General features: G+C 49.1%; 19 protein-coding genes and 1 pseudogene. 16 read left to right on the forward strand and 4 right to left on the reverse strand.

From position 1 onward, the window contains the following. Nucleotides 1–237 (forward strand): hypothetical protein (locus KQI64_RS07475; RefSeq protein ID WP_216524084.1); only part of this gene is annotated, 237 nt, incomplete at its 5' end. Between the two features lie 42 nt (nt 238–279). Here KQI64_RS07475 and KQI64_RS07480 read toward each other — a convergent pair. Both KQI64_RS07480 and KQI64_RS07485 read right to left on the reverse strand, forming a co-directional pair. Further along, nucleotides 280–990, reverse strand: coding sequence for a zinc ribbon domain-containing protein (locus KQI64_RS07480; protein ID WP_216524085.1), 711 nt, complete (start codon nt 988–990; stop codon nt 280–282). Between the two features lie 130 nt (nt 991–1,120). Beyond that, the gene (locus KQI64_RS07485) at nt 1,121–1,891 is read right to left on the reverse strand and encodes a histidinol-phosphatase (protein WP_216524086.1); all 771 of its coding nucleotides are present in this window, start codon (nt 1,889–1,891) and stop codon (nt 1,121–1,123) included. Between the two features lie 172 nt (nt 1,892–2,063). Between KQI64_RS07485 and pflA the strand changes: the two genes are divergently transcribed. Both pflA and pflB read left to right on the forward strand, forming a co-directional pair. Further along, the gene (pflA, locus tag KQI64_RS07490; RefSeq protein ID WP_216524100.1) at nt 2,064–2,795 is read left to right on the forward strand and encodes a pyruvate formate-lyase-activating protein; all 732 of its coding nucleotides are present in this window, start codon (nt 2,064–2,066) and stop codon (nt 2,793–2,795) included. 55 nt (nt 2,796–2,850) lie between these two features. Beyond that, a complete protein-coding gene (gene pflB / locus KQI64_RS07495; RefSeq protein ID WP_216524101.1) occupies nt 2,851–5,097 on the forward strand; it encodes a formate C-acetyltransferase in 2,247 nt (748 codons plus the stop codon). A gap of 50 nt (nt 5,098–5,147) precedes the next feature. On the opposite strand, the gene KQI64_RS07500 is transcribed toward pflB, so the two are convergent. Beyond that, complete coding sequence (locus KQI64_RS07500) at nt 5,148–6,602, reverse strand: CotH kinase family protein (protein WP_216524087.1); 1,455 nt, start codon at nt 6,600–6,602, stop codon at nt 5,148–5,150. Next, a complete protein-coding gene (locus tag KQI64_RS07505) occupies nt 6,599–7,396 on the reverse strand; it encodes an amidohydrolase family protein (RefSeq protein ID WP_216524088.1) in 798 nt (265 codons plus the stop codon). Before KQI64_RS07505 ends, KQI64_RS07500 begins: the two co-directional genes overlap by 4 nt. A gap of 117 nt (nt 7,397–7,513) precedes the next feature. Between KQI64_RS07505 and KQI64_RS07510 the strand changes: the two genes are divergently transcribed. From KQI64_RS07510 to KQI64_RS07570, 13 genes and pseudogenes are all read left to right on the forward strand, one after another. Further along, entirely contained in the window at nt 7,514–8,218 is a 705-nt protein-coding gene (locus KQI64_RS07510; protein WP_216524089.1) for a Crp/Fnr family transcriptional regulator, read from the forward strand. A gap of 1 nt (nt 8,219) precedes the next feature. Beyond that, on the forward strand, nt 8,220–8,936 hold the full coding sequence (locus KQI64_RS07515; protein ID WP_216524102.1) for a tRNA threonylcarbamoyladenosine dehydratase: 717 nt from the start codon (nt 8,220–8,222) through the stop codon (nt 8,934–8,936). A gap of 11 nt (nt 8,937–8,947) precedes the next feature. Beyond that, the gene (locus KQI64_RS07520) at nt 8,948–9,388 is read left to right on the forward strand and encodes a hypothetical protein (protein WP_216524090.1); all 441 of its coding nucleotides are present in this window, start codon (nt 8,948–8,950) and stop codon (nt 9,386–9,388) included. Between the two features lie 350 nt (nt 9,389–9,738). Beyond that, nucleotides 9,739–9,903: pseudogene (locus tag KQI64_RS10690) on the forward strand (DUF4160 domain-containing protein); the annotation flags it as partial. 12 nt (nt 9,904–9,915) lie between these two features. Beyond that, nucleotides 9,916–10,215, forward strand: a complete 300-nt coding sequence (locus KQI64_RS07530) for a DUF2442 domain-containing protein (RefSeq protein ID WP_216524091.1) — start codon at nt 9,916–9,918, stop codon at nt 10,213–10,215. A gap of 476 nt (nt 10,216–10,691) precedes the next feature. Further along, complete coding sequence (locus KQI64_RS10635; RefSeq protein ID WP_216524092.1) at nt 10,692–11,738, forward strand: tyrosine-type recombinase/integrase; 1,047 nt, start codon at nt 10,692–10,694, stop codon at nt 11,736–11,738. Between the two features lie 134 nt (nt 11,739–11,872). After that, on the forward strand, nt 11,873–12,664 hold the full coding sequence (locus KQI64_RS07540) for a ParA family protein (RefSeq protein WP_216524093.1): 792 nt from the start codon (nt 11,873–11,875) through the stop codon (nt 12,662–12,664). Continuing rightward, nucleotides 12,657–12,959 carry a hypothetical protein gene (locus KQI64_RS07545; protein WP_216524094.1) on the forward strand — a complete coding sequence of 101 codons (303 nt, stop codon included), beginning with the start codon at nt 12,657–12,659 and terminating at the stop codon, nt 12,957–12,959. The genes KQI64_RS07540 and KQI64_RS07545 overlap by 8 nt, the downstream gene beginning before the upstream one ends. Nucleotides 12,960–12,970: 11 nt before the next feature. Then, complete coding sequence (locus KQI64_RS07550; protein ID WP_216524095.1) at nt 12,971–14,218, forward strand: ParB/RepB/Spo0J family partition protein; 1,248 nt, start codon at nt 12,971–12,973, stop codon at nt 14,216–14,218. Nucleotides 14,219–14,221: 3 nt separating this feature from the next. Beyond that, nucleotides 14,222–14,845, forward strand: a complete 624-nt coding sequence (locus KQI64_RS07555; RefSeq protein ID WP_216524096.1) for a hypothetical protein — start codon at nt 14,222–14,224, stop codon at nt 14,843–14,845. Between the two features lie 3 nt (nt 14,846–14,848). Then, nucleotides 14,849–15,097 carry a septation protein SpoVG family protein gene (locus KQI64_RS07560; RefSeq protein WP_216524097.1) on the forward strand — a complete coding sequence of 83 codons (249 nt, stop codon included), beginning with the start codon at nt 14,849–14,851 and terminating at the stop codon, nt 15,095–15,097. 83 nt (nt 15,098–15,180) lie between these two features. Further along, a complete protein-coding gene (locus KQI64_RS07565) occupies nt 15,181–15,459 on the forward strand; it encodes a type II toxin-antitoxin system RelB/DinJ family antitoxin (RefSeq protein ID WP_216524098.1) in 279 nt (92 codons plus the stop codon). Further along, entirely contained in the window at nt 15,456–15,740 is a 285-nt protein-coding gene (locus KQI64_RS07570; RefSeq protein ID WP_216524099.1) for a type II toxin-antitoxin system YafQ family toxin, read from the forward strand. Before KQI64_RS07565 ends, KQI64_RS07570 begins: the two co-directional genes overlap by 4 nt. The last annotated feature ends 142 nt before the right edge of the window (nt 15,741–15,882 follow it).

Raw genomic sequence — 15,882 nt, forward strand, 5'->3', positions numbered from 1 at the left:
CTGCAACAGAGAATGGTATCGCTGTTTGAGCTGAATGCTGACGAGCAGGCGGTATTTTACGACCTCGCAAGCGCTTCCGCGTCCGAAAAGACCGTGCCGATGGACATTGCGGCGTATATCAATTCAAATGAGCCGATCCGCGCGCTTATCCGCGCCGCAAGAGACGGAAAGGTATCCGAGACCGAAATACTCAAGCTTGTGAGCAAGGCAAGGAAAAAGGGAAAAGCAAATAAATAAAAAAACAGGACACCCGGTGACAGGTGTCCTGAAATTTTTTTATCAGTCCGCTTTTTCAAGCTCGGACGCCTCTACCAGACGTCTGCCGCAGTCGTTGCAGAACATGGTTTCAACGTCAAAAATCTCGAAGCCGCAGTTGGTGCAGACCTTCTTGGTGGGCTCCTTCGGAGCTTCATCCTCCTGCTTTACATCTTCGCCGTCCTCGGTAACAAGACGTCTGCCGCATGCCTCGCAGAACATCAGGTCGGGGTCGTTGGTGGTGAAGCCGCAGTTAGTACATTCCTTGAGCGCCTTGGGGGGCTCGGGCTCTTCGATCATGGAGTGGCCGCAGTTGGTGCAGAAGCGGATGCCTTCTCTTACAGCCTTGTTGCAGTGCTTGCAGAGAACCATACCGGGCATCAGCTTAACGGGCATCTTGGCGCCGCAGTTGTTGCAGAACAGAGCGTCCTCGTCAACCTGCTCGCCGCATTCCTCACAGAAGGTGATATCAAACAGCTGACCGATTTTCAGCTTGCTGTCCTTGATCTTCTTCTTGGACGCGTTAACGCCGGCTACAAGCGCGCCGAGCTCGCCGTCGGTCTTGTGAGAATTGTTCTTGTAGTAGAGTCTGCCGATTTTCTCGTACTCACCCTCGATTTTTTCCTTTTCAGCGGCGATAACGTCTGTCAGCTCTTTGATTTCAGCTTTGTGCTCCGCGTTTGCGGAAACGCCGTTTTCCATTATGTCCTTGACAAAATCGTCAATGTGTGGCATAAAAATATCCTCCTTAAAATTTTTATTCGTAATCGCGCAGAAACTATCACGCAAATTACAATTTTTCCTCATATATTATACACCATATTGTGTAAAGTGTCAATGGACAAAAAAGGGTTTTTCAGGAATTTTAGAGCTTGCGGTTTTTGATTTCGCTGAACCTCGCGGGCGTGATACCGAGCATATTGAGATATCCCATGCAGGCGTCGAAGTTGTTTTTCTCCAGAAGCGCTCCGGGCTCGTGCGCGTCGTATCCGAGTACGACCTTGTTGCCTGTTTCTGCGGCGACCTGCCAGAACAGAGGGTTCGGATACCATTTTTTGTTGCGGTAGCCGAGGATGTTGTATTCTATGGGGATATCCATTTCTTTCAGCTGCGAGCAGTAATCCTTCATCAGCTCACGGTAAAAAACCGGGTCGCTGTGGCGCAGGATATCCGGGTGCGCTATGTAGGTGAACAAGCCTGTCCTCAGTCCCTCGAGGGTCTGGTTCACGTACTGACGGGCGTCCTCGCAGCTCGGGTCGCTTGCGCGGTAGCCGGGAACATCGTACTCGTTGTGAATAAAGTGCTGTCCCATAATCATGTAATCGAGGTCAAGCCCGGCGATAAAATCCCTGAATTTGTCAAAGGTCTCCGGGTAATATTCGGTCTCAAAGCCGATGAGTATCTCGATGTCGTCCCTGTATTCCTTTTTGAGCGCCCGGAGGCTTTCGACGTACTCAGCCGCTTTTTCGGGGCGCATGCGGAAATTGCTGTAGTAGTCGGTGGGGAAGAACTGCGGACAGTGGTCGGCAAAGCCGAGAGTTTTCATGCCTGCCTTGATCGCCGCCTCAACGTATTCCCTGTCGTCGCCCGAGGCGTGATTGCAGCGGTAGGTGTGGGTGTGCAGATTGTATCGCATAATGACCTCCGGTGGTGAATATTGACTATATTATAACGTATTTTTACAAGCTTTTCAATAAGTTGCCGATAATTTGAATTTGGGGTCTAAATTGATTTAAATCAATGTTGAAAAGGAGTATGCTTGTTATACTAAAATCATAAAAGAGCCGGTTTGAAAGGTTGTGAGAGCAATGTGTGAGGGCAGGATACATTCCACCGAGAGCTTCGGCTCCGTCGACGGACCCGGCGTGCGCTTCCTGATTTTTTTGCAGGGCTGCAGGCTCAGATGCCGTTATTGCCACAACGCCGACACATGGCTCACCGACGGCGGCGTTCTTATGAGCGCGGACGAGCTGCTCGACAAGGCTGAAAGGTGCCGACCCTACTGGGGAAAAACCGGCGGTATCACCGTCAGCGGCGGCGAGCCGCTGCTGCAGATCGACTTCCTTCTCGACTTGTTCCGTAAAGCGAAGCGCCGCGGCATCAACACCTGTATCGACACGGCGGGTCAGCCGTTCACGCGTGAGGAGCCGTTTTTTTCGAAATTTGAGGAGCTGTGCACGCTGTGCGACCTTTTCCTCGTCGACATAAAGCACATCGATCCAGCCGCGCACAAGTCGCTGACGGGAGCCTTCAACGGCAATATCCTCGATATGCTGAGATACTTGTCCGATATCGGCAAGCCCGTCTGGATACGGCATGTGCTCGTACCCGGTGTTACCGACGACGATGAAGCGCTGCGCAAAACGCGGGAATTCATCGATACCCTTAAAAACGTCGAAAAAATCGAGGTGCTGCCTTACCACAGCATGGGCGCCTACAAGTGGAAGGAGCTCGGACTGAGCTACGCCCTCGAAGGCACTCAGCCGCCGGCGGCTGACAGAATAAAAAACGCAAACGATATTCTTAACGGACTTATATAAAGGAGTGTTTGAAATGACCTTTGCAACAGGAGAAACCTTCGCCGTTACCAAAGAGATGGAGCACGCTTGGAGAGGCTTTATAGGCAGAAAATGGCGCGAGGACGTAAACGTCCGCGAGTTCATTCAGAGCAACTACACCATGTACGACGGAGACGAGAGCTTCCTCGAGGCTCCCACCGAGGCTACCGACAAGCTCTGGGGCAGGCTGCAGCAGCTCCAGAAGGAGGAGCGTGAAAAGGGCGGAGTTCTCGAGTGCGAAACCGAGATCGTGTCCTCGCTGACAGGCTACGGTCCCGGCTACATCGACGAGAGCATGAAGGATCTGGAGAAGGTAGTAGGACTCCAGACCGACAAGCCGCTCAAGCGAGCGTTCATGCCCTACGGCGGCATCAAAATGGCGGTTCAGGCGGCTTCGACCTACGGCTACACCGTCAATCAGGACTTGGTTAAAATCTTCACCGATTACCATAAAACCCACAATCAGGCGGTATTCGACGCCTACACCCCCGAGATGAAGCGCGCGCGTCACAGCCACGTCATCACCGGTCTGCCCGACACCTACGGCAGAGGACGTATCGTCGGCGACTACCGCAGAGTCGCGCTCTACGGTCTTGACTACCTCATCTACACAAAGGAGAAGGACTTGTTCTACTGCGGCGGCAGAAACATGAGCGAGGAGCACGTCCGCCTCAGAGAGGAGATCGCCGAGCAGATCCGCGCTCTCAGGGGCATGAAGCAGATGGCTGAGATCTACGGCTTTGATATTTCCGCGCCCGCTCAGAACGCGAGAGAAGCCGTTCAGTGGCTCTACTTCGGCTACCTTGCCGCGATCAAGACCCAGAACGGCGCTGCTATGAGCGTCGGCAGAATCTCGACCTTCCTCGATATCTACATTCAGCGCGACCTCGAAGAGGGCACGCTCACCGAAAAAGAGGCTCAGGAGCTTATCGACCACCTCGTACTCAAGTTCCGCATGGTCAAGTTCGCGCGGATTCCGTCCTACAACGAGCTGTTCTCAGGCGACCCCGTATGGGTTACCCTCGAAATGGCGGGTATCGGTATGGACGGCAGACACATGGTAACAAAGAACGACTTCCGTTTCCTGCATACCCTCGAGAACATGGGACCCGCACCCGAGCCTAACCTCACGGTGCTCTGGTCGTCAAGACTCCCCGAGGCGTTTAAGAAGTACGCCGCGAAGATCTCGGTAAACACCTCGTCTATCCAGTACGAGAACGACTGCGTGATGCGTCCTGTCTGGGGCGACGACTACAGCATCTGTTGCTGCGTTTCCGCGACTCAGACCGGCAAGGAGATCCAGTTCTTCGGCGCGAGAGCAAACCTCGCCAAGTGCCTTCTCTACGCCCTCAACGGCGGCGTGGACGTGGCTAGCGGCGAGCAGGTAGGCCCCGAGATCGCGCCTGTCACCTCCGAGTACCTCGACTACGAAGAGGTAATGCACAAGTTCAACGCGATGATGAGCTGGCTTGTTGAGCTCTACGTCAACACCCTCAACCTCATTCACTATATGCACGACAAGTACTACTACGAGGCGGCTGAGATGGCTCTTATCGACACCTACACACGCCGCACCTTCGCGACGGGTATCGCGGGCTTCTCGCATGTTGTCGATTCTCTCTGCGCTATCAAGTACGCCAAGGTAAAGCCCATCCGCAACGAGAGCGGTCTGATCACCGATTACGAGATCGAGGGCGATTTCCCGCGCTACGGCAACGACGACGAGCGAGCCGATTCGATCGCTATCTGGCTGCTCAAGGCATTCATGAAGAAGGTCAGAGAGCACCACACCTACCGCAATTCCGAGCCGACGACTTCGATTCTCACGATCACCTCGAACGTCGTTTACGGCAAGGCTACAGGAGCTACTCCCGACGGCAGAAAGGCTCACGCGCCCTTCGCGCCCGGAGCGAACCCCTCCTACGGCGCTGAGAAGAACGGCTTGCTCGCTTCACTCAACTCTGTCGCGAAGCTGCCCTACGAGTACGCTCTTGACGGCATTTCCAACACCCAGACGATCAGCCCCGACGCTCTCGGTCATTCCCTCGAGGAGAGAAAGGACAACCTCTGGCATATCCTCGACGGCTACTTTGATCAGGGCGCTCACCACCTCAACGTCAACGTATTCGGCGTTGAGAAGCTCAGGGACTGCATGGAGCACCCCGAAAAGCCCGAGTACGCGAACTTCACTATCCGCGTTTCAGGCTACGCGGTCAAGTTCATCGACCTCACCCGCGAACAGCAGCTCGATGTTATCATGAGAACCGAGCACAAGAAGCTGTAAAGAAAATACGCTCAAAAAATCCCCGGCATCGCGAAATGCCGGGGATTGATTTATTTCACTTCGATTTGTCCTGTTTTGGCTGTCGTTTTGATTCCTGCAATGTACTTCTGAATCTCGGTTGCGTCTGATATGCTCAGCTTTTCGCCTGTCACCGCTCCTCTGAGCGCGATCTCGGGGTCGGTTTCGGTCTCAGCAAGATATTTTTGCAGCAGCGTAACGTCCTCAACGTCGATCGTTTTGTTTCCGTCGCAGTCGCCGAGAATGTATTTCAGAGAATCGATTTCATAAAAATCGCTGAGCCAGCTGTCGCGCTCAACGCACCAGTTTTTGAAGAACTCCAGATTTTCCTCATATGTGGGCAGCGGGTACATCATAACGTTGATAAGGTAGCGTATGCTCCAGCCCGCGTCGGTATAGTTGCGCTCAAATACGTCGGCGTATTCGGAAGCAAGACTGTCGATCAAGCCGCCCCCGGAGCCGATATTTTTAATGTAGTCGCTGTGTCTTGCGTATTCGCGGCGCACCTCGAGCATGAACCATTCGTTTTTGCAGAGGTACTTGTAAAACAGCTTGTCGTTGATGAACTCGCCGTCGGTCTTGAAGGCAACGGCGGAGTTGGAGGAAAAGTCCTTGTTCACATTTCCCATTGAAAGGTCGTAGTCCCACGGCGGTCCCGCGTAGAATTTGCCGTTCTTGTAGTAAAAAAACACCGAGCTGAAATTGAAATCATTCGTTTTCAAAAACTCATTGAGAACGTAGAATTTGGCAAACGAGGGAATGTCGACCGCGCTTTCGATCGCTTCACGGTCGCCGTTTTTTATTACGCCTGAAAGCTCGTCGAGCTTTTTTGAGATATATTCGACCTGACTGTCCTCAGGCTCGTCGGGGTCGCTGATTCCGAAGCGCAGACCGTTTGAGGTGATGTAGGTCGTGCCCTCGTCAACGCGCAGCCGCTCGTATTCAAGCATAAAATCACTGTCGCCGTCCGTGTCGAGCGTCGCCTTGACGGGAGTCATCAGGGTGTAGCAGCCGCGGAATTTGCCGTCGAGCCACAGCTCCACGATTTTCTGACGCGAGGTGTATTCAATACCGAGCTCCTGCGCCAGATCAAACGCGACGTAGCTGCGCAGAAGCGTGGGGTCAAAGGCGTTTGCAAGGAGAACCCACTTTTTGCTTTTGCCCATTCCGAACAAGTCCTGCTTTTTGTCAAACTTGAAGGTGAAGGATTTTTTAGCGGTCATGGCTGTGCTGTTGCCGCGAACCTTGATGACGATATCCTTTTCCAGAACGCTTGCGCCGTTTTCTGAAACCGCGATATTCGCGCCGGTGTAGCCGTCCTCCTTCTGGAGCGAGGTTCCATTGCCGTTCTCGGTTTTTATCTCAAGCTTCGGCACCTCGACCGGGACAACAGGGATATTCTCCTGCTCCGCGGCGTAGACGGAAAATCCTGCGGACATCGGGATAAGCAAGGCAAGGCACAGCAGAGCTGCGATCAGTTTTTTCATAATGACAATATCCTTTCTGCGTTTTTTGCGAGAATTTTTTCTTTTTCGCCGTCGCTGAGCTCAAGCTCCTCAAAAATCCTGAGGTAATCTCCCTGCGGTTTCCACGGCGAGTCCGTGGCGAACAATATCCTGTCCGCACCGTGCTTTCTGATGATTTCGACGCACTTTTCGGGGTAGAGGTCGAGCACCGCCGCCGTGTCCATATACACGGGCTTGCCGCAGAGCTTGCAGAGTACCTCTGAGGGCATCTCGTAGCTGCCCATGTGCGCGAGAATCAGCTTGTTGTCGATCACGCCCTCAAGCTCGCCGAGAACGTTAAGTATCATATCGGGCGTGCAGTGAACGTGACTGCGGAAGCCTACGTCGATACCCGCGTGAGTCACTATGTACAGGTCTCTCTTAGCCGCCTCGCGCATGATGTTTATATAGCGCGGGTCGTCAAAGTGAACTCCCTGATAGTCGGGGTGGAGCTTTATGCCGAACAGTCCGCTTTGTTTAATAAAATCGAGCGTGCCGCAGACGTCCTCACAGTCGGGGTGAATGCCGCCGGCGTAGAAAATTCCGTCCCTGCCGTTCAGTTCAGCGGAAAGGGTGTTGATAGATCTCTCCTGCTTCGGCAGAGTCGCCACGGGAAGAACCACGCTGCGGTCAACGCCGTATTTTTTCATGGATTCGAGCAAAGAGCCGCGTTTGCCGTCGGTGTGAGCGGGAATCCCTCCGATTTTCTCGAGGTGAGCTATGGTTTTCTCCGCCATTTTGTCGGGGAAGGTGTGGGTGTGAAAATCTATGACCAAAACAATACCTCCGTTCGTTGCTGAGATAATTATAACACTGTTTTGTATATACCGCAAGTCTTTACACGAGTGGAAATTTGCGTTATAATAATCAAAAAAGAGTAAAGGAGTGAGCGTGTGAAATTCAATCCCAACTGCAAAAAGCCGAATACCTGCGAGGAATGCACGGACAGATGCATAAAGGACATCGCGTTTCTCTACGGTCTGCCCGAGGAAAAGCAGATCGACATTCTGCGCCACTCAAACCATAAGACCCTGCGCCGCGGAGACTTTGTTTTCCACGAGGGCGACAGCGTGGAGTCGATCGTGATAATAAAGCAGGGGCAGGTCAAGCTCAGCACCTACGAGGCTGACGGACGTGAGAACATCATCGGTATTTTTGCCGACAACGACACTATCTGGGAGGGCGTTTTTTCGGGCGCGAGCAAATACCCGTATTCGGCGGTCTGTCTTACAAGAACCTATTGCTGCTATATCCGCCGCGCCGACGTTGAGTCCGCGATAAGCGACCCGAAGGTAGCTCTCAAGGTGATCCATATGCTCAGCAACAAGCTCCACGACGCGAACGAGCGCAGCCGCATTCTCTCTATCAGCGAGCCGGTCAAGCGCGTGGCGGCGTTCCTTATCTACCGCGAAAAGCGCAGCGGCGAGCCGTATATCACACTGCGCCTCGACGATATCGCGGGCAGCGTAGGTCTGCGCGCCGAGACGGTCAGCCGCAACGTGCGCAAGCTCGTCAGCGGCGGTCTGATAGAAAAGGTCGGCAGGAGCGGCTTCCGCATTCCAGACTTTGAGCGTCTCAACAGCTTTATTTCGGAGTGAAATTATGAACCAATTTGAAAGATTTGAGCTGCTTTTGGGAACAGAAGCGCTCGAAAAGCTAAAAAACTCTCGCGTCGCGGTGTTCGGAGTCGGCGGAGTCGGCGGCTACACCGTTGAGGCTCTCGCGCGTTCGGGAGTCGGCAGGCTCGATTTGATCGACAGCGACACCGTCAGTCTGACCAACCTCAACCGACAGATCATCGCCCTGCACAGCACCCTCGGTCAGTACAAGACAGACGTTGCGGCGGCGAGAGTGCGTGATATCAACCCGGAATGCGAGGCCACAGTCCACCGCATGTTTTATCTCCCCGAAACGGCGGAGCAGTTTGATTTTGCGGAGTATGACTACATTGTCGACGCTATCGACACCGTCAGCGGCAAGCTCGAGCTGGCTTTGAGGGCACAGGAAGCGGGTACGCCGATAATAAGCTCCATGGGTACGGGCAACAAGCTTGACCCGACAGCCTTCGAGGTCGCCGATATCAGCAAGACCTCAGTCTGTCCGCTAGCGCGCGTAATGCGCCTTGAGTGCCGTAAGCGCGGAATAAAAAAGCTCAAGGTCGTCTATTCAAAGGAGCAGGCGAGAAAGCCGCTCTCTATTCCGTCGGAAAGCGACGGAACGCGCAGGAGCATACCTGCTTCAACAGCATTTGTTCCGTCCGTGGCGGGGCTCATCATCGCAGGCGAGGTCATAAAGGATTTGTGCCAGATAAAGTGAGTGTGAATGAAATGAAAAGAATTGCGTTAATAGCCGCGTGTATCATTGCCGCGTGCATTATGATGTCCGGCTGCGGCGCAGAAGCGTCCTCACAGCCGCAGACCGCGGCTATGACAACAGCTCAGGATTCATCGGCGGCTCCGTCGACACCTGCCGAAACCGCGGAACAGACAACAAAAGCCGCTGACACAAAGCCTGAAATCAGCGGCGGGGAAGAAACGGCGAATAATAATGATACCGAAATCTACGGCGGAATGCGCGAGGACGAGGCGATCGCCGAGGCACTCGGCGGCTCCGGCGAAACGGTCGTCAGCGTCGAAAAGGGAACCGACGGCAGCGGAAACGAGGAATGGGTCATAGGCGTGAAAAAAGACGGCTCGGTCGAGGTGGAGTACCGTCACGTAGGAAAACCTGCGGGCGATGCGGTAGAAACACCGATAATATTTGACTGACGGGGAACACCTGCCTCGCCTGAGCGGTTCAGTGCGTAATAAAGGTTCATCAGTCTCTCTCGCTAAAAACGCTTCCCCCGAAGCGTTTTTGCCTGCGGCTCGGCGTACCGCCTGCGCCTTGGCACGCTTGAACTCACGACCTTCTGATTCGTAGACGGAAGGTCGCTTTGTAATATTCTTGTAATATTTTATATAAAAGATTGAAAAATCCGATAATCCTGATATAATAAAATAAAGGAGTGATTGAAATGCCTGAATTAAGTAGGTTTTACAATATTCTTATCAAGATGATCTATTTAGATAACGAAAAGCATCATAAACCCCATTTTCATGTATAATATGCAGAATATGAGGCTTCTGTCGGCGTAGACGGAGAGCTTCTTGCCGGGAGTCTGCCTGTAAAACAATTGAAGCTTGTACAGGCATGGGCAGCCATACACGAGGATGAATTATACAGAGCTTGGAACATGGCTGTTCGCGGTGAGCCTTTCGGAAAAATTGAACCGTTAAGATAAGGAGGATTTCAAATGTATATTATTGATGGTGTCGCTTACGCGGGAGAGTTGAAGCCCGCAATCAAAGTCAGCGGTGTTCGTCCGCTTTCGGAATACAGATTATGGGTGAGATTTAATACAGGCGAAGCAAAGATTTACGACTGCAAGCCTTTGCTTGAAAAGGCAGGATTTGCACCTTTGAAGGATGTTGCTGTGTTTAACAGCGTCTATATTGATTACGGCATTGCCGTATGGCTTAACGGAGATATTGATATTTCTCCGAATGAGCTGTACGAAAACGGTATTCTCGCAGAATATCCGGAAACTGCCTAATGATAATGCTGAAAACTAAAATAGAAAACGGATACCCGAGTGGGTATCCGTTTTCTTTGGCGCGCCGGAAGAGACTCGAACTCCCGACCTTCTGATTCGTAGACGGAAGGTGAAAATTATTACAAAATTGTAACAATTAGGTGTTTCTGTTTGTTTTATGTTTTCTTCCCCGAATTTTTTGCGCTAAAGGATAAATATAGATACATAATTTATTGCATTAGAGAAGCATTGGCTCATGACCTTTTTAGGTCAGAGCCAATGCTTCTCTTTTTTTTTTGTGTAATAATATATTGCTATAAGATTAAAAATAATTGCACCGATTTGTTTCGACCCGTTTTGCGTGGTTTCTACTGAATGGAAGTCATCTCGACGGGTGGTTTCAGCATATCAAAAAAATGTGATATACATTCACATTTGCGACCGTTTTCGACATGGTAGATATGCTATAATTCGCAATAGCAATCGAGGTGTATGCAGTGAAAAGTTTTGAAGAGATTGCCGGAGTTTGGCTTGAAAGCGAAATATTCGGCAAACAATACTCTTATAGAAAGGGTATAGAAAAAGACGTTGAACATCTAATAAATTACTTTGGGACAAGAAACTGTGAAGAAATAAAAGGAATGGACGTTGATAAGTTTATTCAATATGAAACCGAAAACGTCAATCCAAACACAGGAAAACCTTTTTCAAAGCGACTAATGAAGGCACATTTATCAGCTGGTTTGAACATTTATGACTATGCTTTAGAAAACGATCTGATAGATTGTCGCAATCCATTTGACAGAAAAAAGAAAAAAATCCCGAAAAGCGCTCCTGTTGAACAGCGTACCCCCATAGACGATGAACAAAAGGAAATGGTTTTAAGGGTGTATCATCGAGCGCAGATAGCAGCAGTAATAATGCTGTATTGCGGATTAAGACGCGGAGAGATTATTCCGCTTGAATGGTCAGATATAGATTTACTAAATAAAAAGATAGCTGTTATAAAATCGGTTGAGAGAGTTGACAGCAATAATTTTCGCGTAAAAGGTCACACAAAAAACGGAAAAGACAGATATATTACTATACCGGATAATATTATTCCTTTAATAAAACTCGAAAAATTCCAATCAAACGGAAAAAAACTTATCTTTACACAAAAATGCGGAAAAATGCACACTGTTGGTTCTTGGCAATCAACTTGGGAAAGCTACCAAAATACACTTAATTACGAATACTACTGTCAGCAAATGAGAAACGTCGGGCGGGTTCCAAAGCCTTATAATTCTCCAACAGGAATACCGCAGTTATTACAGCACTTTACTCCTCATCAACTAAGACATACATATTGTACAATGCTTTATCATGCTGGTGTTGATGCTTTAAAAGCATCAAAGCTCATGGGACACTCAAATGTTCAGATTACTTTAGATATTTACACACATCTCGAACAAAAATATAGAACGATTGATATTTCACCATTTAATAATTATGTAAGAAATGATGTTGCAAATTTAGTTATTCCAATGACTAATATGGCTTAAACGATTATGCAATGCAATCGTTTTTCCAATTATATAATAAAATGGACAAATTGTCCACCATAAACCGTTAAACACAGGCTATCCGAAATCTATTTTACACGGATAGCCTGATTTTTTTGAAAGGATTAGATTAAATGGAACAGATTAAGAAACCAACCATCATTTGCATCGCCAATGAAAAAGGCGGTGTGGCGAAAACGACCTCTGCGATCAACATTGCCGCAGGGCTTTCGCTCAGAGGAAAAAAGGTGCTGCTTATTGACATTGACAGCCAGACGCACCTGACAAACTGGCTTGACTTCACCTTTGACGGCAAGCCGACGATTGCGGAGCTGATCTATCAGACGGTAGCTCAGTTCCCTATCAATCACGATGATTTTATCAGGCACAACGAGAAGCTCAACCTTGACTACATTCCCGCAACGCCGATGCTCGCGGGAGCCGTCACAACGCTTCACGCCGACCAAACGGACGAAACAACGGTGTTTACCCGTATATTCTCCGACAATTACTTTGTAAAATACGACTTTATTATCATAGACTGCTGTCCGTCGCTCGATCTTAGGATTACCAACGCGGTGATCTGCTCAGATATTCTTCTCATTACAGTGCAGGCTGATCCGATTCCATATCAGGGAACCGACAAGATGTTAAAAACACTTTTGCGTATGAAGCCTACGGCAAATATTGGCGAAGATGTTTTGATTTTGCCAACTATGGCGATGAATATTCAGGTCAGCAAGGCGGTGTTGGAAGCAATCCACACGAGCTACGGCAGCATGGTTCTTCCGGCAATTCCGTTTAGAGCTTCGGTGAAGAACTCCTCCGCCGAGAAAACGGTGTTGGTAAAACGACGCTCGGACGACGTTGGCAGGGCTTATATGAATGTCGTTGACGTACTGATTGGGGGTGAACACAATGGCTGAAATCGAAAGACGGTTTAAGTGCAACTGCAAGGAAGTCAGTATTACCCACAACGGCATTTCCTATCTTGTGATTTGCGGCAAGCATATCAACGGCGCTTACTGTGCCTTTCCGAAGTTGAATGTTGCCGTAGAGCTGTCAGGTTATGACGGCGACTATGGCTACAACGAAAAGAAACTGCACCTTGCCTTTACCGGCAAAGAGGATTGCATAGGCAATGATACAGAAACCTTATGCGCACTCGCACATCTGATTACCAACATCATTCGGGAGCTTCCCGATGTGCTGCCATTTTAGGAGGTGCGACCATGCCTAAATTCAACATCAAAGCACAGGCAATTCCAACGGTAGCAAGCGCCTACGCCGATGTAATCGGAACAACAGACAATCAGATCGTCGAAATCCGAAACGAGCTGATTGTTGAGGATAGCAACCAACGCTTTCAGATTCACGACGAAACCATTGAGCAGCTCGCGGAGTGTATTGCAAAGGACGGACAGTTAAGCCCGTGTATCGTTGCTCCCCTTTCCGACGGAAAATATGAGCTGATAGACGGCAGACATCGCCGCAGAGCGGTTATAAAAGCAGGGTTGCCCACAACCAAATGTATCATCAAAACCAACCTCACAGACAAGCAGAAGCAAACCATTCGCCTGACAAGCAACCTTATCCGCAACAATGACTATCTTCCGTCTGAGCTGGCTTTTGCCTACAAGGAGCTTTCCGAATTGGAGAAAATGAAAACCATATCCGAGGAAACTAACCTCAGCAAAAAGAAGATTTACCGTTACATCAGACTGTCATATCTGATTGAGCCGTTTCTGAATAGAGTTGACAGCGGGACGATTCCTATTATCGCGGCAGTTGAGCTGTCGTATCTCACGGAACAACAGCAAAAATCGCTGTTTCAATTCCTGCTGAACCATTCCGATTGCAGAATCAATACGGTGAACGCACGGCAAATCAAAGAGAATCCGGACGATTTGGAAGCGGTGTTTTACGGAAAAACAGCCGATTCCGAATTGAATAAGGAGCTTGCGAATAAGGCGTTGAAACCGTATCGGCAAAATCAGGAACCCGAAAAAGTGGACAAATTGTCCACTCCGGAAGGAAAAACCGTTGAGACGCAGGATACTCGCTCACCTGTAAACAGGTCTGCAGCTGTCAGAAATCCATCAGAGCTTATGTATCAGAACGCGGAAGGCAACGTATTACCGATTGCCGATATTGAGCTGAAAACCCTTCTAATCATCTGTGAAGCTGTGATTGAGAAAACGCACATTGATTATTACATCTTCCGCCGCGCTTATGATTCAAGAGAAATACTGATTCATTGGAACGATGAATACATCAAGGTTTCCGACAGCAGTTGCGGAAAGGTTAAGGGCAAGGTCGTTGTTATGGAGTGGAACGCAGCTAAGCATATGTTCCGTATCGTCGTCAACGGAAAAGACTACATCATGCTTCACAAAACGCTCGAACAGGTCTTGCGGAGATACATCAGAGAACAATATACACTTGACCGTATTCAGTCGGTCATAAAGGAGAAACACTAAACCATGAAACTTGAAATCATTGACAGAAATTTTGAATTACATCACGCCTTTGAGGAAACCGCAAAGAGCGTTGAAGCTGAAATAAACGCTAACCGCCGAAAAGACATTATCCGTCGCTTTTCCGTTACAATGGGATTCATCGTGACGATTTGCTCTGCGCTGACGATTGGTGCGGCGATATTCCTGTCCCCTATCGTTAAATGGTGGGCGTTAATTTTTAGCTTTCTTTGCGTTCTTGCCTACGCTCTGATTTTTGCTTTTGTCGATATTGCTCCGAAAAAGGATATTGATGCTGCAATCAATAAAGCGGAACACGAACAGCACGGCGATGTTTTTGACATTATTCAGGAGATAATTGCACGGAATATTAAATCCGTAGAAGTCAGCTCTATCTCAACAGAGGAAGCGGTTACTACGCTTGAAATGTGCTTTGAGTGTCAGGAGGGCTACTTCGATATGCAGACATATTTTTTAAAGCCGGTTCTGCACATCACAAGAGATAAAAACCAAGCGGGAATCTTATCCGTCGATTTGAAATCAAACACGGCAACCTGTTATTACAAGGACGCTGTGACATCAACGGAATCGCTGGAGGTTCCCGAAAAAATCGTTTGGAAAGGCAGATAAGCAATGCAAGTAACATCAACGCGCGTCAGGCTGCTTCGAGGGAAAGGGATTTATGCTATCGCGTCGGTGACGATTGATTATGAACTAACGATCAACGACATTAAGGTTTTTCGTCAGGGAGCCGATTTCAACCTCCGGTTCCCCAACACGGAAAACGCGAAGCAGAACAATCAGTTTTCCATTCATGCCGACGAACACATCTATAAAGAAATCAAGGCTGCAGTTTTAAAACAAATCAACAGCCTGTTATAGAAACAAGAAATATTCGTGCAATGTATTGATTTCTTTGTGCAAATGCAGTATAATATGAATATACTATATTAGGAGTTGATACTATGGCAGGCACTACTTCAAACATCAGCATCAGAATGGACGCAGACTTAAAAGCGGCTGCTGAAGCGTTGTATTCGGAGCTGGGAATGAATTTATCAACCGCTTTCAATATCTTTGTAAGGCAATCTCTGCGAGAGGGCGGCATTCCGTTCAAAATCACCACGGATGTTCCTAATCGCGAAACGATTGCCGCAATGTTGGAAGCAGAAAGGATTGCGGCTGATCCGTCGGTAAAAGGTTATTCCGACGTTGATGAACTGCTCGCGGAGTTGAATTCATGAGTAAATACACGGTTAAAGCTACGTCGCAATTCCGAAAGGAATATAAACTGGCAAAGAAACGCGGCAAAAACACCAAGCTGCTCGATGATATTATCAGAAAGCTTGCCAACGGTGAGAAGCTGCCAGATAAAAACTACGACCATCCGTTATCAGGAAATTGGGAGGGACACCGTGAGTGTCACATACAGGCTGATTGGCTGTTGATTTATTATCTCAAGGATGACGTTTTGGTGCTAACCTTATCCCGAACAGGTACGCATAGTGATTTGTTCGGAAAATAGAAGATTATATATTTATGTCCTATGGTAACTATTCAGCACCCCACCCCAAAAACCTGATTGGTCTGACCTGATAAAACCATCTTAACCGCGTGATAAGAATCAAACCCGTTTTTGCGGGCGGTGCTGATGAATGACATTAAAC

It is taken from the genome of Lachnoclostridium sp. MSJ-17 (assembly GCF_018918205.1).
In the GTDB taxonomy this organism is placed as follows: domain Bacteria; phylum Bacillota; class Clostridia; order Oscillospirales; family Acutalibacteraceae; genus Ruminococcoides.

Excerpts from the sequence above, each read along its gene's own strand:
- KQI64_RS07485 (WP_216524086.1), bottom strand. The coding sequence starts at position 1,891 with ATGCGATACAATCTGCACACCCACACCTACCGCTGCAATCACGCCTCG.
- KQI64_RS07480 (WP_216524085.1), bottom strand. The coding sequence starts at position 990 with ATGCCACACATTGACGATTTTGTCAAGGACATAATGGAAAACGGCGTT.
- KQI64_RS07550 (WP_216524095.1), top strand. The coding sequence starts at position 12,971 with ATGCCTAAATTCAACATCAAAGCACAGGCAATTCCAACGGTAGCAAGC.
- KQI64_RS07555 (WP_216524096.1), top strand. The coding sequence starts at position 14,222 with ATGAAACTTGAAATCATTGACAGAAATTTTGAATTACATCACGCCTTT.
- KQI64_RS07530 (WP_216524091.1), top strand. The coding sequence starts at position 9,916 with ATGTATATTATTGATGGTGTCGCTTACGCGGGAGAGTTGAAGCCCGCA.
- KQI64_RS07570 (WP_216524099.1), top strand. The coding sequence starts at position 15,456 with ATGAGTAAATACACGGTTAAAGCTACGTCGCAATTCCGAAAGGAATAT.
- pflB (WP_216524101.1), top strand. The coding sequence starts at position 2,851 with ATGGAGCACGCTTGGAGAGGCTTTATAGGCAGAAAATGGCGCGAGGAC.
- KQI64_RS07520 (WP_216524090.1), top strand. The coding sequence starts at position 8,948 with ATGAAAAGAATTGCGTTAATAGCCGCGTGTATCATTGCCGCGTGCATT.
- KQI64_RS07500 (WP_216524087.1), bottom strand. The coding sequence starts at position 6,602 with ATGAAAAAACTGATCGCAGCTCTGCTGTGCCTTGCCTTGCTTATCCCG.
- KQI64_RS07565 (WP_216524098.1), top strand. The coding sequence starts at position 15,181 with ATGGCAGGCACTACTTCAAACATCAGCATCAGAATGGACGCAGACTTA.
- pflA (WP_216524100.1), top strand. The coding sequence starts at position 2,064 with ATGTGTGAGGGCAGGATACATTCCACCGAGAGCTTCGGCTCCGTCGAC.
- KQI64_RS07540 (WP_216524093.1), top strand. The coding sequence starts at position 11,873 with ATGGAACAGATTAAGAAACCAACCATCATTTGCATCGCCAATGAAAAA.
- KQI64_RS07560 (WP_216524097.1), top strand. The coding sequence starts at position 14,849 with ATGCAAGTAACATCAACGCGCGTCAGGCTGCTTCGAGGGAAAGGGATT.
- KQI64_RS07545 (WP_216524094.1), top strand. The coding sequence starts at position 12,657 with ATGGCTGAAATCGAAAGACGGTTTAAGTGCAACTGCAAGGAAGTCAGT.